Annotated in this window: 25 protein-coding genes and 1 tRNA gene; 17 read left to right on the forward strand and 9 right to left on the reverse strand. The window is 38.4% G+C overall.

From position 1 onward, the window contains the following. Positions 1-50: 50 nt before the first annotated feature. Positions 51-1,205: an iron-containing alcohol dehydrogenase gene (locus tag DYE54_RS08605; protein ID WP_115310834.1), complete on the reverse strand. Its 1,155-nt coding sequence runs from the start codon at positions 1,203-1,205 to the stop codon at positions 51-53. A 220-nt stretch (positions 1,206-1,425) separates the two neighbouring features. Here DYE54_RS08605 and DYE54_RS08610 point away from each other — a divergent pair, with 220 nt between their 5' ends. After that, on the forward strand, positions 1,426-1,794 hold the full coding sequence (locus DYE54_RS08610) for a CGGC domain-containing protein (RefSeq protein ID WP_115310835.1): 369 nt from the start codon (positions 1,426-1,428) through the stop codon (positions 1,792-1,794). Positions 1,795-1,877: 83 nt separating this feature from the next. Here DYE54_RS08610 and DYE54_RS10170 read toward each other — a convergent pair whose 3' ends face one another. Then, positions 1,878-2,033, reverse strand: a complete 156-nt coding sequence (locus DYE54_RS10170) for a hypothetical protein (RefSeq protein ID WP_172460583.1) — start codon at positions 2,031-2,033, stop codon at positions 1,878-1,880. Positions 2,034-2,305: 272 nt separating this feature from the next. Here DYE54_RS10170 and DYE54_RS08615 point away from each other — a divergent pair, with 272 nt between their 5' ends. The 3 genes from DYE54_RS08615 (at position 2,306) to bcp (ending at position 5,723) form a co-directional block, all read left to right on the forward strand. After that, the gene (locus DYE54_RS08615; RefSeq protein WP_115310836.1) at positions 2,306-3,619 is read left to right on the forward strand and encodes a sodium/glutamate symporter; all 1,314 of its coding nucleotides are present in this window, start codon (positions 2,306-2,308) and stop codon (positions 3,617-3,619) included. Between the two features lie 166 nt (positions 3,620-3,785). Further along, entirely contained in the window at positions 3,786-5,099 is a 1,314-nt protein-coding gene (gltS, locus tag DYE54_RS08620) for a sodium/glutamate symporter (protein WP_115310837.1), read from the forward strand. A 159-nt stretch (positions 5,100-5,258) separates the two neighbouring features. Continuing rightward, positions 5,259-5,723: a thioredoxin-dependent thiol peroxidase gene (gene bcp / locus DYE54_RS08625; protein ID WP_115310838.1), complete on the forward strand. Its 465-nt coding sequence runs from the start codon at positions 5,259-5,261 to the stop codon at positions 5,721-5,723. Between the two features lie 6 nt (positions 5,724-5,729). Here bcp and pflA read toward each other — a convergent pair whose 3' ends face one another. From pflA to pflB, 3 genes are all read right to left on the reverse strand, one after another. Next, positions 5,730-6,509: a pyruvate formate-lyase-activating protein gene (pflA, locus tag DYE54_RS08630; protein ID WP_115310839.1), complete on the reverse strand. Its 780-nt coding sequence runs from the start codon at positions 6,507-6,509 to the stop codon at positions 5,730-5,732. Between the two features lie 163 nt (positions 6,510-6,672). Next, positions 6,673-6,912, reverse strand: coding sequence for an autonomous glycyl radical cofactor GrcA3 (grcA3, locus tag DYE54_RS08635; protein ID WP_115310840.1), 240 nt, complete (start codon positions 6,910-6,912; stop codon positions 6,673-6,675). Between the two features lies 1 nt (position 6,913). Further along, entirely contained in the window at positions 6,914-9,064 is a 2,151-nt protein-coding gene (pflB, locus tag DYE54_RS08640; RefSeq protein ID WP_115310841.1) for a formate C-acetyltransferase, read from the reverse strand. 529 nt (positions 9,065-9,593) lie between these two features. Between pflB and DYE54_RS08645 the strand changes: the two genes are divergently transcribed. The 7 genes from DYE54_RS08645 to DYE54_RS10175 all read left to right on the forward strand — a co-directional run bounded on the left by DYE54_RS08645 (position 9,594) and on the right by DYE54_RS10175 (position 16,404). Beyond that, entirely contained in the window at positions 9,594-10,205 is a 612-nt protein-coding gene (locus DYE54_RS08645) for a superoxide dismutase (protein ID WP_115310842.1), read from the forward strand. A 192-nt stretch (positions 10,206-10,397) separates the two neighbouring features. Beyond that, the gene (locus DYE54_RS08650) at positions 10,398-11,924 is read left to right on the forward strand and encodes a lyase family protein (RefSeq protein WP_115310843.1); all 1,527 of its coding nucleotides are present in this window, start codon (positions 10,398-10,400) and stop codon (positions 11,922-11,924) included. A 204-nt stretch (positions 11,925-12,128) separates the two neighbouring features. Next, positions 12,129-12,935 (forward strand): hypothetical protein, encoded by an 807-nt coding sequence (locus DYE54_RS08655; RefSeq protein WP_115310844.1) that lies wholly within the window; start codon positions 12,129-12,131, stop codon positions 12,933-12,935. A 24-nt stretch (positions 12,936-12,959) separates the two neighbouring features. Beyond that, positions 12,960-14,081, forward strand: coding sequence for an AAA family ATPase (locus DYE54_RS08660; RefSeq protein ID WP_115310845.1), 1,122 nt, complete (start codon positions 12,960-12,962; stop codon positions 14,079-14,081). Next, positions 14,081-15,694, forward strand: a complete 1,614-nt coding sequence (locus DYE54_RS08665; RefSeq protein WP_115310846.1) for a vWA domain-containing protein — start codon at positions 14,081-14,083, stop codon at positions 15,692-15,694. The genes DYE54_RS08660 and DYE54_RS08665 overlap by 1 nt, the downstream gene beginning before the upstream one ends. A gap of 102 nt (positions 15,695-15,796) precedes the next feature. Next, positions 15,797-16,243 carry an Rrf2 family transcriptional regulator gene (locus DYE54_RS08670; RefSeq protein ID WP_115310847.1) on the forward strand — a complete coding sequence of 149 codons (447 nt, stop codon included), beginning with the start codon at positions 15,797-15,799 and terminating at the stop codon, positions 16,241-16,243. After that, positions 16,228-16,404: a hypothetical protein gene (locus DYE54_RS10175; RefSeq protein ID WP_172460584.1), complete on the forward strand. Its 177-nt coding sequence runs from the start codon at positions 16,228-16,230 to the stop codon at positions 16,402-16,404. Before DYE54_RS08670 ends, DYE54_RS10175 begins: the two co-directional genes overlap by 16 nt. A 248-nt stretch (positions 16,405-16,652) precedes the next feature. On the opposite strand, the gene DYE54_RS08675 is transcribed toward DYE54_RS10175, so the two are convergent. Further along, positions 16,653-17,549: a prenyltransferase gene (locus tag DYE54_RS08675; protein WP_115310848.1), complete on the reverse strand. Its 897-nt coding sequence runs from the start codon at positions 17,547-17,549 to the stop codon at positions 16,653-16,655. A 6-nt stretch (positions 17,550-17,555) separates the two neighbouring features. Beyond that, positions 17,556-18,449, reverse strand: coding sequence for a DMT family transporter (locus DYE54_RS08680; RefSeq protein WP_115310849.1), 894 nt, complete (start codon positions 18,447-18,449; stop codon positions 17,556-17,558). Positions 18,450-18,575: 126 nt separating this feature from the next. On the opposite strand from DYE54_RS08680, the gene DYE54_RS08685 reads away from it, so the two are divergent. From DYE54_RS08685 to DYE54_RS08705, 5 genes are all read left to right on the forward strand, one after another. Further along, entirely contained in the window at positions 18,576-20,042 is a 1,467-nt protein-coding gene (locus tag DYE54_RS08685; protein WP_115310850.1) for a nicotinate phosphoribosyltransferase, read from the forward strand. Between the two features lie 143 nt (positions 20,043-20,185). Further along, positions 20,186-21,514, forward strand: a complete 1,329-nt coding sequence (locus tag DYE54_RS08690) for a hypothetical protein (RefSeq protein ID WP_115310851.1) — start codon at positions 20,186-20,188, stop codon at positions 21,512-21,514. Positions 21,515-21,527: 13 nt separating this feature from the next. Then, positions 21,528-22,409, forward strand: a complete 882-nt coding sequence (locus DYE54_RS08695) for a hypothetical protein (RefSeq protein ID WP_115310852.1) — start codon at positions 21,528-21,530, stop codon at positions 22,407-22,409. Between the two features lie 13 nt (positions 22,410-22,422). Next, the gene (locus DYE54_RS08700) at positions 22,423-23,550 is read left to right on the forward strand and encodes a hypothetical protein (protein ID WP_115310853.1); all 1,128 of its coding nucleotides are present in this window, start codon (positions 22,423-22,425) and stop codon (positions 23,548-23,550) included. A gap of 11 nt (positions 23,551-23,561) precedes the next feature. Then, positions 23,562-24,314 carry a hypothetical protein gene (locus DYE54_RS08705; protein ID WP_115310854.1) on the forward strand — a complete coding sequence of 251 codons (753 nt, stop codon included), beginning with the start codon at positions 23,562-23,564 and terminating at the stop codon, positions 24,312-24,314. A gap of 162 nt (positions 24,315-24,476) precedes the next feature. Here DYE54_RS08705 and DYE54_RS08710 read toward each other — a convergent pair. Next, positions 24,477-24,568: transfer RNA gene (locus DYE54_RS08710), tRNA-Ser, on the reverse strand. Continuing rightward, positions 24,522-25,019: a tRNA adenosine(34) deaminase TadA gene (gene tadA / locus DYE54_RS08715; RefSeq protein ID WP_218564780.1), complete on the reverse strand. Its 498-nt coding sequence runs from the start codon at positions 25,017-25,019 to the stop codon at positions 24,522-24,524. The genes DYE54_RS08710 and tadA overlap by 47 nt, the downstream gene beginning before the upstream one ends. A 421-nt stretch (positions 25,020-25,440) precedes the next feature. Between tadA and DYE54_RS08720 the strand changes: the two genes are divergently transcribed. Beyond that, the gene (locus tag DYE54_RS08720) at positions 25,441-26,613 is read left to right on the forward strand and encodes a phosphatase domain-containing putative toxin (RefSeq protein ID WP_115310855.1); all 1,173 of its coding nucleotides are present in this window, start codon (positions 25,441-25,443) and stop codon (positions 26,611-26,613) included. Positions 26,614-26,679 lie beyond the last annotated feature (66 nt).

The raw sequence follows: 26,679 nt of genomic DNA on the forward strand, positions 1-26,679 counted from the left end.
TGAACCGAGGGGCTCAAACCGCGTTTGCTATTTAATTAGTATATAATGGATTAGAAATCTACAGGTTTACCATAATAAGCTGCTTCGTAGATTTTTTTAATATCTTCTGTTGTTGGTTTACGTGGATTTGTTAAGGTACAAGCATCCTCAAGGGCGCGAGGGCTCATGCGATCAATAACAGCTTGAAAATCAGCTTCTGAAATTGCTGTGTTCTGCCCTTCTTGAATTGTGCGAGTTAAGCCTAATCGTTGGTTTAAATTCCAGATGGCTTCTTCCAAGTTATCAATACCTAAAATGCCCTCGAGTTTAGCGTATTTAGATGTTGCCTTTTTATTGTATTGGATAATATATGGCAATAAAATCGCATTGGCTTCACCGTGAGTTAGATGGAATTCACCACCAATTTTGTGGGCCATACTGTGAACGATGCCAAGGGAGGCATTGGTAAAAGCCATCCCAGCCATAGTGGAGGCATTGTGGATTTTTTCACGGGCTAGCATATTATCAGGTTCTTTATAGGCTGTTTCTAAATATTCGAAAATAAGTTGAATGGCATGAAGGGCTAGTGGATCCGTATAATCATCAGCCGCTGTTGATACATAGGCTTCTACGGCATGGGTCATAACATCCATCCCAGTTTGCGCTGTAATCAGTGGTGGCATTTTAGCTGGAATACGATTATCCAATAAAGCAATATCTGGTACCATATCTGGGCATACTAGTGGATATTTAATATTATTGTCGGTATCTGTAATAACACTAAATGCTGTAATTTCAGAGGCTGTACCACTTGTGGATGGAATACAGATTAGTTTGGCTTTGGTACGAAGTTTAGGAAAATTAAATTTTACAAGTTCCATGAAATCATAGCCTGGATATTCGTAGTAGACCCACATAATTTTAGCGGCATCCATAGGGGAACCGCCACCGAGGGCTACAATCCAATCTGGCTTAAATTCAGCCATTTTGGCACCACCTTCAACACAGGTTTTAATAGATGGATCTGGTTCTACGCCATCAATAATTTGTACTTCCATACCTGCTTTTTCAAGTTGTTTCTTGGTTTCATCAAGAAAACCAAAGCGATGCATGGAATGGCCACCGGTCACGATAGTGGCTCGTTTGCCTTCTAACGTAGCTAAGTGGCAGAGCGCATCATTGCCGTGAATAATGGTATTAGGAATCCGAAATGTTGTGTACGCCATGATAAACCTCCTATATAATTTTAATACGAACGATTTACATATTTTTATTGTACGCTTATTCTTGAATAATATCAATGAGTTTACATCATTTTTATGATGAGTAACATGAATTATAGAATATAGTTTTGTGGAGTTGTGTCGCTTTTATGGCAAAATATAGAATCCAGCGTATTTTATAAGGGTTCTTGTATTGGATATATTGATAGTTAGAGGATATAGAATGAAAAAAATAGCAATTTTAGTTAATGAGGATACTATGCAACGTTGTTCTTGTGGTGGTTGTTTAGGTGCTTTTATGGGGAAACGAGATTCTTTTGCGCGCTATGAAGGCGAAGAGTTAGAGTTAGTTGGCTTTACTCATTCTGGGGGCGATTTAGCTAAAAAACTGGCCACGCTACGAAAGAAGGGTGTGGATATCGTTCATATTTCGACCTGTACTAAAAGTAAAAATCCGGAGTATGAAGCCATTGCAGATGCTTGTGCTGAATATTTTGATGTGGTGGGATATACGCATGGTAGCCCTGATGGCAAAGGGACCGGTAAGATGGCATTAATGTTAACAGCACGTCAGCCTAAGGAAGTTGAATAATAAACCAAAAGGACTATCTGGTAACCGAGTAATGGTTACTAGATAGTCCTTTTGGTTTATTATGATTCAGTGACTGATTGCTATTATTTGAAAATTGCATAGTAGATGACGTAGAGCCAGCCAAAAATACCGTGGATAATAGCCCAAGGAATTGAATGCCAATTGGCATAACTAATGACCATGGCCAAGGCAGAACCAAAGGAAATACCTGTGGTTACAGTGGATGATAAAAATTTCATACAAAAACCTCCTCAGCATATAATACTCTTTAATAGAGATGAAATGTAACATCGTAACAGAATTAACTGTTAGTTTACCATGATTATAACGTAGTATGGCGAGTTTTGTACAGTTTTCATAAAAGAAACATAAAACCTGTGGATTCTATATTCTATATTTAAAAAATCTGATTTTATGAAGCAGGAAAAATAATGTTATGTATAGAAGTAATGTTAAGTATGTTTGTCAGGTATAATGAGTATTATGTATTTGAATGTTAGGAGGCCATTGTATGTCATTTACATGGGAACAAGGTGTGCCAGTGATTCAGTTAGATATGGTAGCTACGTTGGCACTGGCGATGATGTTATTATTATTCGGACGATTTTTAGTAAATCGGATTACCGTACTTAGTCGATTTTGTATTCCTGCGCCTGTAGCTGGGGGGTTATTATTTTCTATTTTAATGTTAGTGTTACAACAAACGGGGATCTTGTTAATCAAAATGGATACGTTATTACAGACGCCGTTTATGTTAGCCTTTTTTGCCACTATTGGTTTAATTGCTAGTTTGCGATTAGTAAAAAAAGGTGGCAAATTGCTATTATTTTATTGGGGCCTGTGTGCTTTTTTATCATTTATGCAAAATGTTATCGGCGTATCTTGGTCGGAGGTGTTGGGCCTTGATCCTCTATTAGGCGTATTGATGGGGGCTGTTTCTATGGAAGGGGGCCACGGGAATGCGGCGGCCTTTGGGCCAGAAGTAGAAGCTATGGGTGTTTATGGTGCCACTGCTGTAGCCATGGCGGCTGCTACCTTTGGCCTTGTTTCAGGGGGCTTAATTGGTGGGCCGATTTCACGATATTTAATAAAAAAATATAATTTACATTCTACGGAATTAGAAGATGACAAAGAAGCTGAAGGTAAGCCTGTATTGGAACGAAATACGTCGCCTGGTGATGCTACGACAATTGAAGAAGCTACCACGGTAGAAGCTAAAGAAGAGATGGCTGAAGGGGAAGAGGTATCTTACGAAGTAGCGGCGCATGTCTTTATTATTCATGGCTCTTTAGTTGCGTTATGCATGGTTGTTGGCCTTGAATTAGCTGCTTGGATTAAAACGGCCTTTGGCATTGCTGTGCCTAGTTATGTTGGGGGCATGTTCTTTGCAGTGTTATTACGTAATTTGAATGATCAATTTAAACTTGTGAAACTTCATACACCGACAATCGGACTTATAGGAGATGTATGTTTAGGCATTTTCTTATCAATGGCATTGATGACGCTGAAACTTTGGGAGTTGGCAGATTTAGCATTACCTATGTTGTTAATTCTAGGATCTCAGGTTGTATTTATGATTATTTATAACATATTTATTGCATTTCCTTTATTGGGAAAATCGTATGATGCAGTTATTATGTGTGCGGGGATGGCTGGTCATGGCCTTGGGGCAACGCCGAATGCAATGGCGAATATGAAAGCCGTTACTGAACAATATGGACCATCGACAAAAGCATTTTTGATTGTACCACTTTGTGGAGCGTTTTTGGTTGATTTATTTGCCGTGCCTTGTATAGTATGGTTTATTAATTACTTTGCTCATTAAAGATACAGACTATTAGGTACTATTAATCTATAAAATAGACGTATTTTGGATGAAGATAGACTATATTGGGGATATTAGCAGCGAATGGCTGTAGGTATTAGACGTAAAGTTGCTGGTAGTCATTAGCTTTTTTACGGCTATAAGTGTAGTGAAGGAGGGCAAGGGTATGTCATTTTTATGGGAACAAGGAGTGCCGGTAATCAAGTTGGATATGATTGCCACATTAGCACTGGCAATTTTGTTATTGTTATTCGGTCGGATATTGGTAAATCGCATTAGTATTTTGGGGCGATTTTGTATACCCGCACCGGTAGCAGGGGGCTTATTATTTTCTATTCTTATGTTAATATTACAGCAAACAGGGCTTTTACTTGTAAAAATGGATACTTTATTGCAAGTCCCCTTTAGTTTGGCTTTTTTTACCACGATTGGTCTCATTGCTAGTTTAAAATTAGTAAAAAAAGGTGGAAAATTATTACTATTTTATTGGTTCTTTTGTGCGTTATTGTCGTTAATGCAAAATGTTATTGGTACTTCATTGGCACAAGTATTAGGCATTGATCCACTACTTGGTGTTCTTATGGGGGCTGTATCTATGGAAGGTGGTCATGGTGCAGCTGGTGCGTTTGGTCCTGAAATTGAAGCCATGGGTGTATATGGAGCTACTGCAGTAGCTATGGCTGCGGCAACTTTTGGCTTAGTATCCGGAGGCTTAATAGGTGGACCGATTGCTAAATACTTATTGAACAAATATAATTTACACTCTACGGAAAATGAAGAACTATTAAAAGGCACTGCACTGGATAAAGTGATGAAAAAATCAATAGATGCAGATTCGACAACTGTAACGGAAGCAACCGCAATAGAAGAAATTGAAGAGGCGGAAGAAAGTGGTGAAGTGGTACATGAAGTATCGGTACATTCTTTCTTGCTTCATAGTGGTATTATTGCTGTTTGTATGAGTGTAGGCCTTTGGGTAGCTACTTGGATGAAAGGGTCTTTAGGAATTGCTTTACCAAGTTATGTAGGAGCTATGTTCTTTGCTGTTGTTTTACGTAATTTGAATGATCAGTTTAAAGTTGTTAATTTCCATACACCAACGATTAGTTTGATTGGTGATGTATGTTTAGGTGTTTTTCTTTCTATGGCTTTAATGACGTTAAAATTATGGGAATTGGTTGACTTAGCAGTTCCTATGCTCGTTGTACTAGGGGCGCAAGTGCTCTTTATGATTCTTTATTGTTTATACTTGGTATTCCCTATGCTTGGCCGTTCTTACGATGCGGTTATAATGTGTGCTGGTATGGCTGGCCATGGTCTTGGCGCTACGCCAAATGCAATGGCGAATATGAAAGCCGTTACTGAAAAATATGGCCCATCAACCAAAGCATTTCTTATCGTGCCATTATGTGGGGCGTTCTTGATTGACTTGTTTGCATTACCATGTATCGTGTGGTTTATTAACTATTTTGCACATTAAGTAGTAGTAAAAAAATAAAGAAGGAGGCTGTAATGAAATGTGTGTAGGCACATTTGAGTTACAGCCTTTTGTATTCGTTGGTATTATATTCTTAGTAGTAAGCTATTTTGAATCGTAGTATAATAATAGTAGTTATTCTCAATCTAAGGAGTGATATATATGGCAGAACTAAAAGTAGGGGATAAAGCGCCTGACTTTTCTATTGTGAATGATGCGAATGAAATTGTTAGTTTAAAGGAGTTAACAGGGCAAAAGGTTATTTTATATTTTTATCCCAAAGATAATACACCCGGCTGTTCTGTAGAAGCACAACAATTTAATGAGGCGTATGAAATGCTGAAGAAAGCCGGTTATATAGTACTTGGTGTTAGCCGTGATACAGTGAAACGTCATGTTAATTTTAAAGCTAAATATGATTTACAATTTAATCTACTTGCTGATACGGAGGAAGTTCTTTGCCATGCGTATGGTGTGATGAAAGAGAAAAAGCTTTACGGGAAAGTATCTAGTGGTATAGAGCGTTCTACCTTTGTTATTGATGAGGCAGGTGTTCTTACACATGTTTATCGTGGTGTCAAAGCTAAAGAACATGTAGGGCAATTATTAAAAGACCTTGGTTTATAAGCTTTATTATATTACTTTCTCGGTGCTACTGTAATTTAAGGGGCTCCACCAATGACGACGATAAGCTTTAATGCCTTCGGCTACGACGGCAGACGCTTTACTGGCTAATGCTTTAGTAGCTGGGGGAACACATTTGAGTGGATAGGTTATTCCCATCTCTTCATATTTGCTTTTACCCATTACATGATAAGGTAAACAGTCAATGGTTTCTAGATTTTTTAAACGACCTATAAAAAAGCCAAGTCGGTACCAGCGATCTGCGTTATCAGTAATGGTAGGAACGACTACATGGCGAATCCAAATAGGGATATTGTAGTTGTCGATGAAGCGGGCAAATTTTAAAATTTGTTGATTACTTTGCCCGGTAAGAGCGATGTGTTTTGTATCGTCGATTTCTTTTATATCTAAAATGACAAGGTCTGTAACAGCCATCAGTGCTTCATAGATTTCATGGCGATTTTCATCAAAGTAGATGCCACTTGTGTCTAAGCAAGTATGAATGCCACGGTCTTTAAAATATTTGAAGAGTTCAATGACAAAAGGCAACTGCATTAAGGCTTCACCACCTGTAACGGTAAGGCCACCATGTTTGTAAAAACTTTGGTTTCGCTCAAATTGAGCCCAAACTTCGTCGATAGTTATATTTGTACCTTGCTGCGGATCCCAAGTATCAGGATTATGACAATATGCACAGCGCATAGGGCAGCCCTGTAAAAATAGAACCATGCGCACGCCAGGACCGTCAACTGTGCCCATAGTTTCTAGTGAGTGAATTCGCCCAACCATAATAGACCTTTCTAAATAATACAAAAAATAGTTTAATATAAAGCGATAAGTTAGTCAGTTTGCTATGAGTCAATAAGGCAGTTAGCTTATCATGCGATAATAAGACAATAGGCTCCTCATGTTGGGGAGCCTATTTGCTATATATTACAGAGACGGAGATGGCTTACATTTGTTCGTGGAAGGTACGAGAAATGACTTCATCCTGCTGTTGTTTTGTTAGTTTATTGAAGTGCACGGCATACCCAGATACACGAACTGTGAGTTGTGGATATTTTTCAGGGTGCTGCTGCGCATCACGAAGCATTTCACGGTCAAATACATTAACATTAAGATGATGGCCGCCTTTTTCAGAATAACCATCTAATAATTCTACTAAATTGTCGATTTGTTGTTGGTTGCTCATATTATTTGTCCTCCTTGTTAGAGATGGGAACGTTAGGTTCACGGCAAGCTAAGTTTTCATGGTTTACTGGTAAGCTTGTAGGTATATCGCTTTGTAAAATAGAGTCGAGATCTAAATCCATATCGAGGTCGCTCATGCGGATCATAGTGTCTCCATTTTTACCTAAGGCATCAGGAATAATAGAGAATGTGTTGGAAATGCCATCACTGCAATCACGCCAAGGCATTTTAGCGACAGAGGCCATCGAAGAAACCGCACCATGAGAATCACGGCCATGCATTGGATTAGCCCCGGGGGCAAATGGCATACCTTGTTTACGTCCATCCGGTGTACTACCAGTGGCATTGCCATATACAACATTAGATGTAATCGTTAACAAGGACATGGTTGGAATACTTTCTCGGTAGGTCGGATGTTTACGAATTTTATTCATAAAGGCTGATACGACGGTAGCGGCTAAGTCGTCAACACGATCATCGTCATTGCCGTATTTCGGAAAGTCTCCCGTGATTTCAAAATCAACAGCAATGCCATTTTCATCACGAATTGGTTTTACTTTAGCATGTTTAATAGCTGATAAGGAATCGGCTACTACAGACAGTCCAGCAATACCTGTGGCAAACCAACGAGTTACTTTACGGTCATGAAGTGCCATTTCCAGTTTTTCATAAGCGTATTTATCATGCATGTAATGGATGATATTGAGGGCGTTTACATATACGCCAGCCAGCCATTCCATCATGTCGTCAAATCGTTCCATCACTTCATCAAAATCGAGATATTCTGATGTGATAGGTTTATACTTAGGGCCTACTTGTTTCTTTAGTTTTTCATCTACTCCGCCATTAATAGCATAGAGTAAACATTTGGCAAGGTTACAACGAGCCCCAAAGAATTGCATTTCCTTACCAATGCGCATTGGTGAAACACAACAAGCAATCGCATAATCATCCCCACTGTTAGGGCGCATTAATTCATCATTTTCATATTGAATGGAGGATGTTTCAATGGACAGTTTAGCACAGAAACGTTTGAAACCATCTGGTAAACGAGGGGACCAGAGGACGGTTAAGTTTGGTTCTGGTGCAGGGCCTAAGTTAGTTAATGTATGGAGATAACGGAAGGCCATTTTGGAAACTAATGGACGCCCATCGGAGCCCATACCGCCGATGGATTCGGTAGTCCATACTGGATCACCTGTGAAAAGATTATTATATTCAATGATACGGGCAAATCGAACCATGCGCAGTTTCATAATGAAATGATCGACCATTTCCTGAATTTCTTCTTCGGTATAACGACCATCTTGTAAATCTCGTTCAGCGTAAATATCTAAGAATACGGTGTTACGACCGATTGACATGGCTGCCCCATTTTGTTCTTTGATGGCCCCTAAATAGCCGAAGTATAGCCATTGAATGGCTTCTTTCGTGTCTTTTGCTGGTTGGCTAATATCAAAGCCGTACGAAGCAGCCATTGCTTTTAACTCTTTGAGTGAACGAATTTGGTCACGAATTTCTTCCCGATCGCGAATTAATGTAGCTGTCATGTCGCCCATAGTGATGGAAAAGTCTTTTTCTTTTTCTTCAATTAAACGGTCAATCCCGTATAAGGCAATTCGGCGATAGTCGCCAATAATACGGCCACGGCTGTAAGCATCGGGTAATCCTGTAATGATGTGAGCAGAACGGGCTGCACGCATTTCAGGCGTGTAGACATCGAATACGCCATCATTGTGAGTTTTACGATGTTTTTGGAAAAAATCTTCCAATTGTGGATCCATATTGAAACCATATTCTTTTAGCGCCATTTTGGCAGTGCGCAGACCACCATATGGGAACATAGCCCGTTTCAACGGCTTATCTGTTTGAAGACCTACGATTTGCTCTAGGTCTTTTATAATATAGCCTGGACCATGGGAAGATACCGACGTAGCTACGTCAGTATCGGCATCGAGTACGCCACCCTTTGTTTTTTCTTCTTCATAAAGACGTAATACTTCTTGCCACAGTTGTTGTGTCCGTTCAGTTGGACCAACTAAGAATGAGTCGTCCCCTACATAGGGGTTATAGTTACGTTGGATAAAGTCACGCACATCAATGGCTTTATCCCATACACCTGTAATGAAGCCTTTCCATGCAGTATGTTGCATTGTTGCACCTCCATTAAGGAAATAAAGAATGATAAGATACTTTAAGTGTATACTGTCTTATAGGTTAATTCAATATTTATAATGATATTATTTTTCGATTAGTGCTATGCGTAAAATAAAAGATGAAGAAAAATGATAAGATTAATGAAGTTTGTTAAAAATTCATGATTATAAAAATATGATTAGTGATTTATGGCTGAAAGGAGCTGATGGAATATGTCTGAATGGATTATAATCAGCATTTATACTATCTTTCTGATGTTTATGATATGCTATTAAATATGTTTTTACATGATGTATTTATGAATATATATTTGACGGCTTGTGGTATTTTATGTCAAAAAAATGATAATTTTAAAACTAGTTATAGACAAAATAAATGAAAAGTGTTATCATTATTATATCGAAAGATTGAAAAATATAAATTTAGTTTTTGAAATTTGATTGAAATATTTTTTAGTTTACGTATAGGACATATTGATAGAGTCCTAATTTATGATTACCCCGATAGGGGCAAGGAGGTATTTTTATGGCATACACATTACCAGAATTACCATATGCTTATGAAGCTTTAGAACCACATATTGATGCAGAAACAATGCATTTTCATCATGATAAACATCACAACACGTATGTTGTAAACTTAAATGCGGCTATTGAAAAACATCCAGAATTGGGTGAAAAAGACGTGGAAGCGTTGATTGCAGACTTAAACGCGGTGCCAGAGGATATTCGCACAGCGGTGCGCAATAATGGTGGTGGCCATGCTAATCACACGTTCTTCTGGAACATTTTGGCACCTAATGCTGGTGGTAATCCAACAGGTGCTATTGCAACGGCTATTGATGAAGCTTTTGGTAGTTTTGAAAACTTTAAAACTGAATTTGGTAAAGCCGCAACGGGCCGTTTTGGTTCTGGTTGGGCTTGGCTTGTAGTGAATCATGGCAAATTAGAAGTTGTGTCTACACCAAATCAGGATTCACCACTTAGTGAAGGTAAAACACCTGTGTTAGGCCTTGATGTGTGGGAACATGCATATTATTTGAAGTATAAGAATGCACGTCCTGATTATGTAACTGCATTCTGGAACTTAGTTAATTGGGATCAAGTAAATAAACATTTTGCAGCAGCTACCAAGTAAGGGCTGACTGCAGCGGACATCCTCGCTAGTCCGTAGATATAAAAGAGCGCCACCTGTCTTTTGACAGGTGGCGCTCTTTTATGTTTTTTTATGACAAATACTTAAAAGCGTGTTATGGTTAAAAAAGATATATAGATATACAAATGCATAGTTCATAATAGTTATTAAGGTAGAATCATTTTAGGAGGGCTTATGAAAGAGGATTCTGTTAATAATACGATAAAGACTCAGTGGACATTTAATCCTTATAATTCATCACGAGAGCCTATGGTGCAGGCAATAGATACTGATACGGAGGATGTATTCTTTTGGATAGGTGAGATTAATAAGGCTTCGTTAGTAATTAATTCTAATCAAGGTTTATTAGATAGGCGTTTAGCTAAGGAGCTTGCCAAAGGGTTACAGCAGGTATTAGCTAAAGGGCAACGCATAGACACAAGACCTCAAAATGTTGTAGATTTTGAGGTCTTGTGGGTGAGGGAATCTGGTTCTGAGGTGAGTCGTATTCATATAGGGCGCTCTAGTCAAGATATGTTGACGACAGCTAATATGGCTATGCTAAGAACTGCTTTATTAGATTTAGGTAAAGCGTTGTTGGCACTTAATGGTATTCTTTTAGAATTAGCCATAAAGCATAAAGCAACTATCGTGCCAGCTTATACAAATGGTGTTGCTGCACAGCCAACGTCATATGGTCATTATTTACATGCTTTTTTTGAAGGTTTTTCACGAGACTTAGACTGTCTGCAGGCCGTGTATGGGCGAATTAATCGTAGTCCTATGGGGGCTATGGTGCTTAACGGAACGGGCTGGCCTTTGGACCGAGAGGCTATGGCGCAGTATTTGGGGTTCAGAACATTAGCCTATAATTGTTATGATGCCACACAGGTATATACGTTAGAATATGCTGTAGATTTGGCTTCCATAACTAATAGTATAGCGATTCATGTAGGCAATTTTATTGCCGATGTGATGCAGCAATATGCGCAACCTAGACCTTGGATTGTATTACAAGAAGGTCTAGGGAATACGTATATATCAAGTGCTATGCCACAGAAACGAAATCCTGGCTTATTAAATGCAACGCGCACGAAAGCAACGACTTTATTAGGAGAGGGATATACGGCTGTAATGAGAGCACATAATGTGCCACCAGGCATGGCTGATGCGCGAGGTATTGATTTAGTTGACTTGGTGCAATCAGCTCAGTTAGTAGTTACTCTGTTTAGCCATTGTTTACAGATGTTGCAAGTGAATGAAACGCGTGCTTTAGAAGAACTAAATTTAGATTGGACCGCGTCGCAAGAGGTGGCAGATATTTTAATGAGAGAGTATAATATCCCTTTTCGTATTGGACATCATGTAGCTTCAGATATTGTAAGTTATGCTAGGATGCATCAGATAAAACCTTTGGAGTTTCCTTACGAAGCAGTGATTCGAATTTATACATCCATTGTTGAGACGGTGAATGATATAGGGTTACCAGCCATTTTCCCCATGAGTGAAGCACGATTTAAAGAGGCGTTAAATCCTATTGAAATTGTACAACACCGCGCGGTTAAGGGGGGCCCTCAAATGGTGGAAATGGAATATATGTTACAGCAAAGCCAGGTTGTGTTAAACAATAAGGTGAATTGGTTGAAAGCGGAAACAGACATTTTACAAAAGGCCCGTGAAATATTACAACATGATTTTCAAACCGTATTGAATGTCGAATAGAGTGCGTTAGTAATGTAAAGACATGTTATTTTATATCTTTTTAGCGACAAAACTATTGAGAAATGGTATCATATATATAGAAACGAATTTATTCAATATAATAGAATGCAATTAAAGTGTAAAAGAGCGGTGACTGTATAGTTATTTTTAGTATATGGTCAGAGATGTAATTAGTAATATAGTGATTGTCAGTAAGGAAGTCATATGGATAACGAAAAAAATTTGCGGATTGTGAGTATCAATCCCTATGCAATTGCACAAATAGAAAATCCTACGGAAGAAATGAAATTGACAGCTCTTCGCAAAAATGGCATGGTGCTGCAATATATTAAAGACCCTACGCCTGAAATGGTAGATATTGCCATGACGAATGCACCAAGAGCAATTCAATATATTAAAAATCCATCACGTGAATTACTAGAATTAGTAGTTTCAAAGGGATGGAATAATTTAGAGCTTATCGATACTCCTGATGAAGGTTTAATTCGAATAGCATTAGCACAATCAGGTTGGGCCATTCAATATTTAAAAAATCCGAGTGAAGAGTTGCAATTATTGGCGGTTGAATCTAATTATGATGCGATAAAATTTATTGCCAAGCCCTCGGAAGTGGTGCAATTAGCTGCAGTGAAGCAGAATTATCAAGCATTAAGTTATATTAAAGAGCCAACGGATAGCGCTATTGATTTAGCCGTTACATTAGATCCGCAAGCTGTTCGTTTATTAGGTGAAGTGACAGTGGACCAAGCACTTCATTTTATCAAAATTAGTAGTTTGATTACTAAATATTTGCCAGCTGGCTACATGATTCCGCCAACATATTTAGAAGAAACCTTAAAAGTTGTTTTAGCGGATGAAAATACGAGTGAACAATATGTACGTGATTTGCTAAATTGTACCTATATTGGTAAACATAATAAAGGATTTGAAGCGGATGTAGTGGGGCTTATTGATCAATATGGGACTCAGAAAGCACGGCGTGTAGCAGTGGATGAATTATTGAAGTTTTAGAATAGAGTAAGAAGGATTAAATATATGAATTTTGTTGAAACAATGAAAAGTGTAGAGTTAGTATTGGCAGCCGGGCAGGTGCCATTGTTAATTGGTGAAACAGGGATTGGTAAAACCTCTTTAGCTCATAAATTAGCATTACAAAAGGATTGGGCTCTGGTGACTATTGATGGTAATTTATTGAAAGAAGGGGAAATTGGTGGGCTACCAACGGTAGATAGTTTTGCACGCCAAATGGAAGATGGAACCACGGCAACAGAAAAAGTGACAGTATATGCGATTCATTATAAATTGAAGAAAATTGCTGATGAATTGGCAGCAGGTCGGACTGTATTGTTGTTTATTGATGAAATTAATCGTTGTGAACATGCGGTACAACAAGAGTTAATGAATTTAATTTTGAATCGTGAGATTAATGGGTTTACCCTTGGTAAGGATGTACATATTGTAGCGGCTATGAACCCTACTAATAGCTATGATTACCAGACTGTTGAAATGGACGTGGCTCAACAAAACCGTTTTGTTTGGCTTCAGATGGAGCCCGATTATATGCAATGGCTCGATTGGGCTGCTGATGTTGAATTAGAGCCGATGGTCATGGAATTTATTAGTACTTATCCTGAGTATTTACATAAAATGAACGAAGATGATATTTATGCAACACCACGTAGTTATGAGCGTGTATCTGCTTTATATAAAATGTATAAAGAAAATCCAGAAGCCGTAGGGAAGGATGTATTTTTCAATGTCATCCGCGGTAATGTGGGGAAAGTGATTGCTCAGGAATTTGTCAGTTTTGTAGCGGCTGAACATGAGCCATTAATTACGTTTGATGATGTATTTAGTGGTGATGCCTTAGCAGAGGCCGTAGTGACACGTTTACAGACAGAAAGTCATACACGTTTATATTTGACGGCTAAAAATTTGATGCGTCATATGGAATTAAGAGCTCATCAATTATTTGTGGATGACACAACGGCTCAAGGGTTAATGCGTCGTTTTATGGACTTTATGAAACACTATCCAGAAGATTTACAGATGGCCGTGATGAAAGATATTCGCAATAATTTCCCTCGTTTTTATACAGAGGCTATTAAAAGTGATGATTTTGTCAATACGTTTTTTGACTTACAGCGGAGTTTATAATGTCTATTAATAGCGAAATTGATATTGTTACTCGTCGTGATTCGGTAGTTCATATGACGCCCACGTCTAAGGATCCTTTAGAGTTGAAGCGCGTACAATTATTGGCGGAAGCTAAACAAATTGTAACAGCTTGGCAACAAGAGCGCGAAGCCTTACAACGGGCCCAAGAAATCAAAGATAATGCGTATACCAATTCTATTGGTTATGCAATTACCGAAGCGGCAGCTCTTGCTGCAGGTAAACGAGATTTAGCAGTAGGTATGGTAGATTTAGAAGCGAGTGAAGATTTTAAGCGACGTTTTTTACAATTCGTTTCTAAATTAAATTTACGATTAGTTGAAAATGATCCATTTTATGGCTATTTCTTTTTACAAGTGGGGCAGGAAATTCGTTTTACTATGACGAGTGGCACAGGAATAAATTTTAAAGGTAGTCGCTATATTATGTATTTTAATCCGCTCATATTTTTAGATATGACGCCAGCCCAGATGGTAAGTTCTATTAAACATGAGATTTTGCATGTTATTTCGTTACATTTGATTCGGGCAAAACGACTCTATGAGCGGTATACGCCATTAGCGATTAATTTAGCCATGGATATTGTGGTGAATAATTATATTGAACCTTTGCCACCAGGCGCCATTGATGTGAAGTGGTTAAATAAAAATTTTGGTACTCATGTAGTCGCTTTTAAACCTTTGGAATATTATGTGGATGAAATTCAAGCTCATATAGATATGGCGCGTGAAACGGATGGGGCTACTGAAGTAGAAGATGGTTTGAGTGATGTGCCTATGAGTCCAACGGATGTGGCAGAATCGTTTGATGCGGCTAAAAGCCATGATATTTGGGCAGAATCTGATCAAGTAGATGGCGATTCGCAGGAGCAATTGACTGAAAAAATGGTAGATACATCGGCAAAAGGTGAACTTCCTGGCTATTTGTCTGGTTTACTTAGTGAAATGAAACAACATAAGGCGAGTTTGCCTTGGTCTGTTTATTTGAAACGTCTTATTGGTTCGGTGGCATATGGTCATCGTAAAACGACGACACGACGTAGTCGCCGACAACCAGAACGATTAGAGTTACGTGGTACTTTACGGAAACGGCGTGCTAAAATTGTAGTGGCGCTTGATTGTAGCGGTAGTATCACCGATGGAGCCTTTCGGCAAGCGATGCTTGAAGTATTGGAAATTACAAAAAGCTATGATTTTGAAATTACCGTTGTAGAATGTGATAGTGTGATTCGTCGTACCTATACAGTTAAAAAGATCCAAGATGTGGAGCCACGGGTAACAGCTCGTGGGAGTACCTTATTTACGCCAGTGGTGGCGTATGCTAATGAACTTCAAGCCGATTTGTTGATTTACTTTACGGATGGTAAAGGGGAAAAGCATTTAAAAGTAAATCCTAAACAGTATAAAATTTTGTGGGTTCTTGTGGGGGAAGAGGCAAAATTGTCAGTGGAGACACCATGGGGCTTAGTCAAACGGTTAGCACAAACTGTTAAAGAATATGATATGACTATCGATTATGAGCGGACTGATGGGTATTCAATGAATAACCAAGAGGGTTTCTCTATGGCTAATCAGGAAAAAGATTGGGACGAATAAGTAATATATTTAAAAAAATCGATTAATTTCATTGACAATTAATGTCTATGGATATACTATATCTATAGATGTTAATTGTCTTTTTATATAGAGGAGATTTATTTGAAAATAAGTAAAAGTTTAGAACAAGCAACCTTTGTATTGTTGATGTTAGCGTTACAAAAAGAACATCGTCCTATTAAAAGTATTGTTTTTAGTCAGCGGTTAGGAGTTTCAGACTCTTATTTAAAGAAAGTGTTAAGAAAACTTGTTGTTGCCGGTTTAATTAGTTCGAATGCTAGTAAAGATGGTGGCTTTCAATTAAGTCGCAATATTGAAACCATAACTTTATATGATGTATATAAAGCGGTTGAAACAGATGATATTAGTACATATCACTCGGAGATAGCAAGACATTTATTTAGCGATGAAGCTTATGTAGTACAGAGTGAAACTAAGATTCGTAATACGTTTTTACAAGCGGAGAATATTTTGCAAGAACGTAAGTTATCGGATTTGATACGCAAGGATAAGTATACAGAAGGTGCTGTAGAGTGGAGCACCGTTTAGTTAAAGATGCCAAGCGTATTATGGTGAGTGATTTAGAATATAATGCGGCTAGTCGTGATAAAATACGGTGCTTAGCACATGAATGGAAGGGCGTTAATTTAGAAACTTTCCAGTATAAAGAAACAAGAGTCAAGATGCTATTTATTCATTACAATGGTTAATCCATATGAGTAAAAAAGAAGAATGTCGAGCTATCATTGCGAATCATGATCCTGAGATTAAGCCAGGTATACTTACCATTTAATTGGTTTGGTGTAAGCGTTTGGTATATTCAATTAAATATAGTTATAGTAGTTTTAAGAGGTATGTCCTATATAGGAAAGATTAATGTTATAGGATAAAATTAATAACGCGGTTTGAAGAGTAATCAGTATCTTCAAACCGCGTTATTAGTTTTTAGTATATAGGGTTATCCTATTAATAACCCCAAGCTCACTAATACATGATATATCGTAACACTTATTGAGGTAAATTTCATAGCTTCGTTCATTTTTACTACATCAGCGTAGCGGGCTAGAATAACAGAGCTTTTAAAAGCTGGAATTAGCGCTAGTGCACCTAATAAGGTAGCATAGGGAAGTTTTCCTAATAAAGCCCAAAGTAATAACCAAAGTACACAGAAAACAAATAACCCCCGCAATAGACGAATGCCTTGATCTTTACCCAATAAGATAACTAAAGTGCGACGGCCATGAGCTTTATCATTGCTGAAATCACGCAAATTATTGGTCATCATAATATTACCAATTAAAATAGTAGAGGGAATAGCTGGAATTAAAAAGTCCCAAAATAGAGTACCTGTCCAGGTATAGGCGGTAATGTAAACGATGGCAAATCCCATGGCAATGCCGGAGGCTAATTCACCATATGGTGTGCGAGAGATAGGTTTAGGTCCACCAGAATAAAATAGGCTAATGAGAATACAAACAGTGCCGGCAGGAATGAGCCACCAAGAGACTTGTGAGGCAAGTAAAATACCTAATACAAGAGGTGTAATGGTAAATATATAGCCTAATTGTTTGACTTGCGTAGGAGAAATACCTTCGCGGACGATGGTACCACTATTACCAGCAACTTGATTTAAATCAAGGCCCGACTTGAAATCAAAATATTCATTCCAAATATTAGCCGCTATTTGAGCACTCATGACACAGATTAAAATTAATAGTGTATAAAATAAACTTAAAGCTGTACTTTGTGCCTGAGGATGCATCGTGCTAGCAAAGGTAGCACCTAGAATAACGGGGCTAAAGGCAGCTGTTAATGTGCGTGGTCTAGCCAAACGATACAATTGAGAAAATGTCATCAATACTTACTCCTTTCGACGACAGAAGGGACCAATATATAATTGTGGCGGACATGGTAATTGAGCTAATAATACGCCCGTACACATGGCGATTAAGCCGATGATTTCTTGATAGTTAAGGCGTTCATCTAAAATTAAATAGCCCATAATACCAGCAAAGACAATTTCAAGGCTCATAATGAGTGAAGCTTGAGTAGCTGGTAGTTTTCGCTGACCTAAGAGCTGGCCTGTGAAGCCAAGACCTACGGATAGCACACCACCCCACACAATAAATAACCAAGAATTTTCAATGGCTGTCCAAGATAGTGGTTCAGACCAAAAGGCGGCGATGCCTGAAAAGACGGCACAGCCTAAAAACTGTCCTATCGCTAATTTAAATGGATTATATTGCTTGCTAATGGCACTTAATAGAATAATGTGTAAAGCCCAAAAGAGCGTTGAAATTAATATAATTCCATCCCCATACGATGGGATAAAACTTTCTTTTAAACTCAATAAACCAGCGCCGGTTACCGAGCAAAGAACACCCGCTAAAGCCAGTAGACTAATGGGTTGTCCTATAAACAAACCAAGGGCAGGAACGATTACTATATAGAGTGCCGTTAAAAAGGCTGCTTTTGAAGCTGTTGTATAGGCGATGGCATATTGTTGTAAGCTGACGCCTAAAAAAAGTAAAAAGCCTAGCAATAAAGACGTCCAAATGATAGGAAATCGAGCTTTTTGTGAGGGTGGAGTTTGTTTCATAAAAAATAATAACGGACTGACCGTTAACACGCCTAATAAAAATCGCGTTGCATTATACGTATGAGGACCTACTAAATCAGCGGCTAATCGTTGCGCGACAAAGGTTGAGCCCCAAACAAAAGCGGTAAGTAATAAACATAAGCGAGCCTGTAACATAAAAAGAGGATTCCTTTCTATGAATATAGAATTATATAAAGATAGGCACTAACAATTGTAGCTTAAATACTAGTGCTTGTAAATTGTTATCCCATTTATAAATTATGGAGAGATGAGGAACGTATTGTGATTAGTAAAGCTTTATTAACAGATTTATATCAATTCACTATGATGCAAGGTTTGTTTAAAGAAAATTTACACCGTACACCTTGTGTGTTTGATCGTTTTTATCGTAAAAACCCTTTTAATGGTGCGTATACTGTAGTGGCCGGGTTAGAGCATGTCATTGATTATTTGAAAAACTTAGCGTTTAACGAGGATGATATTGCATATTTGCGTGAAACAGGTTTATTTGAAGAGGATTTTTTAGAATATTTAAAAGATTTTCGTTTTACTGGCACTGTGTATGCTGCACCGGAAGGTTCAGTCGTGTTTCCTGGCGAAGTTCTAGTTCGCATTGAAGCACCTAAGGATGAAGCTATGCTTATTGAAACGCCTTTATCTATGTATTTAAACCATGAGTCTTTGATTGCTACAAAAGCTCGTCGGATTCGCAGTGTCGCAGGGAGTGATAGCTTAGCGGAATTTGGCATGCGCCGCGCACAGGGGACTAATGCAGCTGTATATGGTGCCCGTGCTACTATTATTGGTGGTTTTAATGGTACGAGTAATGTATATTCAGCGGCTCAATATGGAATTAAGCCTGTTGGCACCATGGCTCATAGTTGGATTATGAGCTTTCCTGATGAATTGACAGCGTTTCGCTCGTATGCAGCGCAGTATGAAAATATGCTAGTATTGTTGGTTGATACCTATGATACGCTACAGCAAGGTGTTCCCAATGCGATACAGGTATTTAGAGAAGTGAAAGAACGACGAGGCGGCACTATGCCGAAAGGCTACGGTATTCGGTTGGATAGTGGTGATTTGTCGTATTTATCCCAAGAAGCGTTTCAAATGTTAAAAGAGGCTGGCTTTGAAGATGCTACTATTTTTGCCTCTAATGATTTAGATGAGCATCGTATTGCAGATTTAAAAAGTCAACATAGTGCAATCACATCTTGGGGTGTGGGAACCAAACTTATCACGGCTGACGGCACATCAGCTTTAGGCGGTGTGTATAAATTAGCAGGGCAATGGGATGAAGCGGGTCAATTCAGACCAACTATGAAATTTTCTGACAACATAGAAAAAGTGACGAATCCAGGGTGTAAGAAAGTGTTGCGCCTTATTAATCGACGGAATCGTAAGCTTATTGGTGATTTAATTTGTTTGGTCGATGAAACTATCGATACTACAAAACCTTATACGTTTGAAAATCCCATGTATCCTTGGAAATGCACTCATTTGGAAGCAAACAGCTTTGATGTGATTGATTTGTTAGTGCCAATTTTTGAAAAAGGCAAATTAGTGTATGACTTGCCAAAATTGCCAGAAATTGTGGCCTATGCTAATGAGCAAATTAAGCTATTGTGGCCTGAGTATTTGCGTTTAAATCGTCCACCAGTAGTGAAGGTAAATATTAGTCAGAAACTTCATGAACTAAAACAAACTTTATTATTGCAAAAAGTAAAACGTAATCATCATGAGTAAATTACGTTTTCATTAGAGTATATAATTAAAGGGTAGGTTAAGTAGAATTATAGTGTGTATTCAATAAATTCATTTAAAATATACTTTTTGGTTATATATTGATTATATAGCAAATTTTGATTAGAGGCAAAGGAGTGGGTTAGATGCAACGCAAACATATATATGGACTAGTCATGGCTGCTCTATTGGGGAGTAGCATGGGCTTTGTAGCGCAAGCGGCTGAAGTGAATAGTGCTACATTGGGAATGGTGTATGCAGTAAGTGAGAGAGCGCAAGCGACTAAGAGTAAAGCGGATAAAACAGCAGATTCAGCCCGTGAGATAACAGTAGGACAAGCTACGACAGTACCTAGTTATAGCGGCATTCAACCTGTATTAGTAAGCTCTGTTTTGACAACGGTAGATAATAGGGCATTGAATACACCACAAGGTGTGACGGTATTTGACCTAAAGCGGATGATGACGCCACAAGGTATGATTGATGGTACCGCTTTTCTTTCGGCTAAACAATTCAACGAGGATTATGTGAAAGATATTCGGGAATTGGCTGAAAATAAAGATATTAATTTACCTGAATTGAAAAATTTCCAAGGTGAGATTTTTAGGGATTGGAATGCCTATCAATTGCGTGGTGAAGATGCGAAAGGAGTTCATACGGCGTATGTCGTTGATTTGGCGTTAGGGAAAGATTATATTCAAGGTGAGCGGGCGGAATTGAAATTAACGAAAGCATTATGGCAGGCCTTGGAAAAAGAGGTCGATGGTACAATGTCTACAAGGGTTGCTGTACGTGGTGGTAATGTGAATTTATTAGATTCGTTACAAGCGGCTCAGCAAGCTACTGGATTTGCTAGTGGCGTATCAGATATAGCTACATTTGGTTCTGCCAATGATTCTAATAAAATGGCGCATACCTGGCAATTTATGAAAGAACTTAATGCGACTGTATTAGCTGAAAATGAAGCTTGGTTGGCGCCCTATCCGATGACGTATAACCCTGAAACATTCCACTTGGCTACGATTGAAGGGTATAAGGCGGTACAGACATCACAAGATGCTCTGGCCTTTAATACTTTCGTGAGCGTATATAAAGATAAGTTTGTGAAAGCGATAGTGGCTGATTTAGCGACTCATGAAAAAGAACTGGCTAAAGATGCTAAGACGAGTGAACGGGCCAAAGAAAAATTAGCGATGAGTGGTAAAATTCGTGAAGGTTTACAAAAATTCTTTGCTACTTCAGATATTAAGGCGGATGAGTTAGGTCAGTTACAACAAGTAACTTCAAAGCTAGGCCCCGTATTGTATGCTGATAGCCGTATGGCCTTCACATTTGATAGTTATGAAATTCCTGTAGGAAATATTAATTTGATTCGCTTCGAAGAAGAAGGACCGGTATTTACCTTCTTAGTTACGAATGATGGTGATTTTAATTATTGGGAAAAGCAATTAAAAGCAACCTATGGAATTCAATAAGGAGGAACGGGTTATGAAATTTTGGAAACGAAGTGCTTTAGTAGCTATGTTAGTAGTAGCTGGCGTGCCTTTTGTTGGGCAAAGTGCGACGCAAAATACTATGGGCGTAACAACCCCAGTCGTGACAACCGGGGCTGTAACAACTGAATCGATTAAGGTAGGGGCTACGGAAGTATTAGGTCATAAAGGGGCGATTATGGTGCCACGGGATGTAACGATTCGCCGATTATCTGATACGGTTATTGTGCCTGCTATAGCAGAGTTAGTTGAAAAGGGGTTAACAGAGGATATTGCCAAAGGACCACGTTTACGGAGTTGGGAAGATAATAAATTATTAACGGGTGAAGCAAGAGCACAAAGTCTAAAAATGTATGAACGACAACAGCGTCAGTTACGTCAGATGGATGACTACCGTTTGGGTGAAAAGGCTGATGTATATCAATGGCAATTAAAAGATCAAGAGGGGCGCAAGACAGCGACTGTATTTGGTTTAGTTTTGACACCTGAAACAACACAGGGGCTTTCTACCTTAGCACAACCAGCGTTTATTGATAGTCAATTGCCAACTTTAAATGAACAGTGGTTACAAAGTGATGGTAAATTATACAAAAAAGTACAAGAGTTAGCTATGAACAAAGGAATTTCAGCCTTTGCCTATACTAAAGCGGAATTAAAAGATCAGACACCTTGGACACGATTACCTCATAGTACACATCCCGCTTATATGGCAAGTACGAGATTTTTGGCTGGTGTTAATGGATTAGAATTGCCTTATTATTTGCAAGGGGCAGTTGTGTTAACTGAACCTGATCCGGTAGCTTATGTATTAGTAACGTCTGATGTTGAAAAAGAGGCGTTTGCACCTCGTTTTGTACAGTTTATTCAAGAATTATAAGAGGGATACATGTATGAAATTTAAAAATAAAAGACAGTTGCTATTAGCACTTGCTATAAGTTTTGGTGTAATTACGAGTGCTAGTGCTTCAGAGCGTGCGCTGGTTGCGGGTGGTAGTGCTTCATATAGTCCGGTTATCAACCCTATGTCTGGCGCTAGCAGCGTTAGTTCGGCAGCACCACTTAGCATCATAGATACAAGAAGTCATGTATGGCAGACTACAGATGGTAAGCGGGTACCTTTAAGTGATACCGTTAAAATTTTTGATTTGAAAAAAGCAATGGAAGCGCGTACAACGGATCCAACATTGTATGCGAAAGTTATAGATATTTACAATTCGCAATATGCGCAGCTTATTCGTAGTCTGGCTCAAAAAGATACGTTAGATATACCTGAGTTAGCTGAGTATAATAAAAATACAATCAAAAATGTTAACTTTTATCAATTTCAAGCACAAGATAAAGCGGCTCATCATGTAGCGTATGCTTTTGAACTTCAATTGGAGCCCGAGTCTATCATATATAATGAGGAAGGCTATCAATTGAGTCGTAAGCTATTTTTACAGATGATAGCTGCTGCAGAAAAAGATAATAATAAGGCCGTCGTAGAAAAATTAAAGGCTGACTTAAAACAACATGACGATTTTTATCAAAATAAGCGTGTTGGCTATCATCCTGATGAATTATATCGTTGGGCCGAGATTCAAAATCGTGAAAATATGGCACAGGGGAAACAGATAGAGGGATTCGATACGTATATTATGCAGATGATGCAGCAATTTTCACAAAGCCTTGTAAATCAACAGCAAACTAACAGTATTGACATGAAAGCCATAAAGCTAGAACAAAAAGACTTTATGGCTAAGGTACAAGCTTTACAAGAAGCTACTTTAAAAACGATGAATATAGAAAATTTAGAAACTGAAGCTATACCAGAAATTAAGGAGCATACCGCATTAGGTAAATTGATATTTAATCATCAACGTTCCAATTTGAGTTATGATGGCTATCAGGTTCCTATGGCTACATTTTCTTTGATTCGCTATGAAGCAACAGGACCGATTATTACCTTTATTATGTCTAATGATGCTGATGGTGAGTTTTGGCAACAGCAATTTGAAAGAATATTACAATTAAACTAGGGGGCTTATTAATGAAACAATGGAAGAAATGGGCACTAACGGTGACTTGCTTAGTTGGTTTAGTCAGCACTGTACCCGCTGTTAGTGCGGCTAGTTTGTCAGCGAACACTAATAGTAAGGTTGTTGCACAGAAAGTGATTGGTGGCACAGCTAATTTGCCAAACAATGTAACGGTAAGTCGCTTATCCAATAGTATTTTGATTCCAGGTTATATTGATTTAATTGAAAAAACGGCCCGAAAAGAAACGGGCAAGACGATTCAAAATAAAGATTTTAAATTAGGTGAAGCGGCTGATGCGTATCAGTGGCAACTGAAAGATAAAAAAGTGTTAAAAACCGCGAATGTGTTTACTATGGAGTTAACACCAGAGAACACTAAGGGATTTTCGGCCGTGTTAAATCCAGTGCTTGTCAAAGAACAGTTGCCAATGATTAATGCGATGTGGCTACAAAGCGAACATCAGATTAATCAATTTTTACAGGGAGCTTTTGACAATAGAGCTGTTAATTCACTATCAATGAATGTGACGGTTGATATGGAGGATCAAACCCCTTGGACAGAGTTAAAGGGGGCACAATATCCAACGTATACAGCCGGTTCTCGTTTATTTGTTAATGCACAAGGGGTTGAGTTACCATTCTATGCACAAGGCGCTATGATTTTGAAAGCTCCAAATCCAGTGGCCTATGTAATGGTAACTTCAGATGTAGAGCGAAATACGTTTGCTCCTGTTTTTGAAAATTATATAAAGAGTTTTAAGTAGCTTAGACGGAAACTAGACGGAAATTAGACGGAAATAGTTGAAAACTATGGGGAATATTTGACTATTTGACAAAAAGAAAAACCTCTTATAACACTAGATAATACCTAGTATTGTAAGAGGTTTGATTATTATTGAAATTAATCGAAAAATACGGTGTATAGATGGCGGAGAAGGAGGGATTTGAACCCCCGCGCCGGTTGTGCCGACCTACCGCATTTCGAGTGCGGACCCTTCAGCCTCTTGGGTACTTCTCCGTTTTTTACGCCGTTCTTTGAAAAAGTCTTTCATTATTTGACTACACTCATCCGCTAATACACCACTTAAAATTTCTGGTTCATGATTTAAGCCTGGATGCGTAAGTACATTAAATAAAGACTCTACAGCACCGCCCTTGTAATCGCTACTACCATATACTACTCGATCAATTCGACTGTTAATAATGGCACCAGCGCACATCGGACATGGCTCTATAGTAACATAAAGCGTGCAACCGGTCAACCGCCAACGATCAAGTATTTCGCAAGCTTCGCGAATGACTAAAATTTCAGCATGTGCTGTTGCGTCATGGTCTATTTCACGGCGGTTATGATGACGTGAAATAATAATACCATCTTTTACAATAATCGCGCCAATAGGAATTTCTCCTAACTCATAAGCTTTTTGGGCTTCCATAAGAGCCTCTTGCATATATTCTTGATCTGTCATGATTACCTCCTTGCTACTATTAATACTATATACTAAAATACCTTTCTTTGACTATATATAAGAGCATATTTTGATTATAAATAGAAGGACATTACAGGGGATAACCAAAGGGAATATGAGTAATAGGTGAAAAGTGATGAGAAAACTTCACTCAACTCTCACGGTTTTCACATGTAGAATTCATTTTAGACTTGTATTCTATACACATAGCAAGAAACTCTTACAGAGAAATGAGTTTTCATTTTCTGTTGTATGTAAGAGATTGCTATAATATCCCCTTTTAATGCCTCACGAAGCTTTAAAAGACTCTCTCTAAACACACAACACACAAACACAAAAAAACACACAAACACAACACACAAACAAAAAAGCCTGTGAATTAAGGATTTACAGGCTTTTTTGTTTTAAGAAAGGATTATGTATGAAACCAAAATCGAGCGCTATATGGCAACGAGCTGCATTAATGACAATAGTAGGTACCACTTTATATGGTACGGCTTTTGCTAACGAAGCTACATTGCCTAAATCGGCTATTCCACGTTTGCCATTACCTACGCAAGAAAGTCGTCTTGAAAGCGAAGCCGCTCATGGAAGCGTGGTTCACTCAGTGGCAAAAGTAACGCGTATGGCTGTCAATCCTAATATCATGTATGCTGATAAACGTCTTGTTAATCCTTATACACCCTATATGTGGCGGGTAGATAGTGAGGTTCATGCGACGTTGCCTGCTAACTTTAGAACAACACATGATTATTATAAGCTAAACACGGTGAAGGAAGCTAATGAGGAAGAGATTGAGTCTGTTAGCCCGATTGATGAGTTGGCAATGGCTACATTACCAACGCGCGAAGGATTAGATGGTTTACAAATGTCTGGGAGTGCGCAACCTTCGGAGTCTCAATTTAAGCAATTAACTAATATATTGCGGACTAAAACAGATGGTCCTATATATATTATTGACTTGCGTCAAGAAAGTCACCTATTTGTAAATGGGATTTCTGTTAGTCAGTATGGTAAACGGAATTGGGGTAATGTTGGAAAGTCACAAGCTACGGTTGTAGAAGAGGAAAAACATTGGCTGACTGCTTTGCCACATACGAATTTAGTGGTAGCATCTTTGAATAAAGAAAAAGAAGCGATTAATCAGCAATCATTAGTCGTTAATTCGGTTAAAACGGAGGAACAGGTAGTAAAAGAAAATGGGTTACGATATATACGGCTGGCAGTAACGGATCATACTTGGCCTGATGAAACGAGTATTGATCGGTTTATTGCGTTGTATAAAACCTTACCTAAAAATGCATGGCTTCATTTTCATTGTGAGGCCGGTAAAGGGCGGACAACAACCTTTATGGCTATGTATGATATAATGAAAAATCCTAATTTGTCATTAACAGATATTTTGAAACGTCAGCAATTACTTGGGGGGAATGATGTGGCTCATACAATGACAGAGGATACATGGAAAGCGCCTTATTATGAGGAAAAAGCTATGATGATACGCAAATTTTATCGGTATGTACAGCAGAATCATCACACTGATTTCCAATTAAGCTGGAGTGAATGGTTGTACCCTACGGCTATGAACAAATAATATACCTGTTAGTGATAGTTAAGAAAAGCACTTCTCATCATAAATTACAATGTATTGTGAGTTTAT

This window comes from Veillonella criceti, from assembly GCF_900460315.1.
Taxonomy (GTDB): domain Bacteria; phylum Bacillota; class Negativicutes; order Veillonellales; family Veillonellaceae; genus Veillonella_A; species Veillonella_A criceti.

Coding starts and splice junctions, on each gene's coding strand:
- DYE54_RS08605 (WP_115310834.1), bottom strand. CDS start 1,205: ATGGCGTACACAACATTTCGGATTCCTAATACCATTATTCACGGCAAT.
- DYE54_RS08610 (WP_115310835.1), top strand. CDS start 1,426: ATGAAAAAAATAGCAATTTTAGTTAATGAGGATACTATGCAACGTTGT.
- DYE54_RS10170 (WP_172460583.1), bottom strand. CDS start 2,033: ATGAAATTTTTATCATCCACTGTAACCACAGGTATTTCCTTTGGTTCT.
- DYE54_RS08615 (WP_115310836.1), top strand. CDS start 2,306: ATGTCATTTACATGGGAACAAGGTGTGCCAGTGATTCAGTTAGATATG.
- gltS (WP_115310837.1), top strand. CDS start 3,786: ATGTCATTTTTATGGGAACAAGGAGTGCCGGTAATCAAGTTGGATATG.
- bcp (WP_115310838.1), top strand. CDS start 5,259: ATGGCAGAACTAAAAGTAGGGGATAAAGCGCCTGACTTTTCTATTGTG.
- pflA (WP_115310839.1), bottom strand. CDS start 6,509: ATGGTTGGGCGAATTCACTCACTAGAAACTATGGGCACAGTTGACGGT.
- grcA3 (WP_115310840.1), bottom strand. CDS start 6,912: ATGAGCAACCAACAACAAATCGACAATTTAGTAGAATTATTAGATGGT.
- pflB (WP_115310841.1), bottom strand. CDS start 9,064: ATGCAACATACTGCATGGAAAGGCTTCATTACAGGTGTATGGGATAAA.
- DYE54_RS08645 (WP_115310842.1), top strand. CDS start 9,594: ATGGCATACACATTACCAGAATTACCATATGCTTATGAAGCTTTAGAA.
- DYE54_RS08650 (WP_115310843.1), top strand. CDS start 10,398: ATGAAAGAGGATTCTGTTAATAATACGATAAAGACTCAGTGGACATTT.
- DYE54_RS08655 (WP_115310844.1), top strand. CDS start 12,129: ATGGATAACGAAAAAAATTTGCGGATTGTGAGTATCAATCCCTATGCA.
- DYE54_RS08660 (WP_115310845.1), top strand. CDS start 12,960: ATGAATTTTGTTGAAACAATGAAAAGTGTAGAGTTAGTATTGGCAGCC.
- DYE54_RS08665 (WP_115310846.1), top strand. CDS start 14,081: ATGTCTATTAATAGCGAAATTGATATTGTTACTCGTCGTGATTCGGTA.
- DYE54_RS08675 (WP_115310848.1), bottom strand. CDS start 17,549: ATGACATTTTCTCAATTGTATCGTTTGGCTAGACCACGCACATTAACA.
- DYE54_RS08680 (WP_115310849.1), bottom strand. CDS start 18,449: ATGTTACAGGCTCGCTTATGTTTATTACTTACCGCTTTTGTTTGGGGC.
- DYE54_RS08690 (WP_115310851.1), top strand. CDS start 20,186: ATGCAACGCAAACATATATATGGACTAGTCATGGCTGCTCTATTGGGG.
- DYE54_RS08695 (WP_115310852.1), top strand. CDS start 21,528: ATGAAATTTTGGAAACGAAGTGCTTTAGTAGCTATGTTAGTAGTAGCT.
- DYE54_RS08700 (WP_115310853.1), top strand. CDS start 22,423: ATGAAATTTAAAAATAAAAGACAGTTGCTATTAGCACTTGCTATAAGT.
- DYE54_RS08705 (WP_115310854.1), top strand. CDS start 23,562: ATGAAACAATGGAAGAAATGGGCACTAACGGTGACTTGCTTAGTTGGT.
- tadA (WP_218564780.1), bottom strand. CDS start 25,019: ATGACAGATCAAGAATATATGCAAGAGGCTCTTATGGAAGCCCAAAAA.
- DYE54_RS08720 (WP_115310855.1), top strand. CDS start 25,441: ATGAAACCAAAATCGAGCGCTATATGGCAACGAGCTGCATTAATGACA.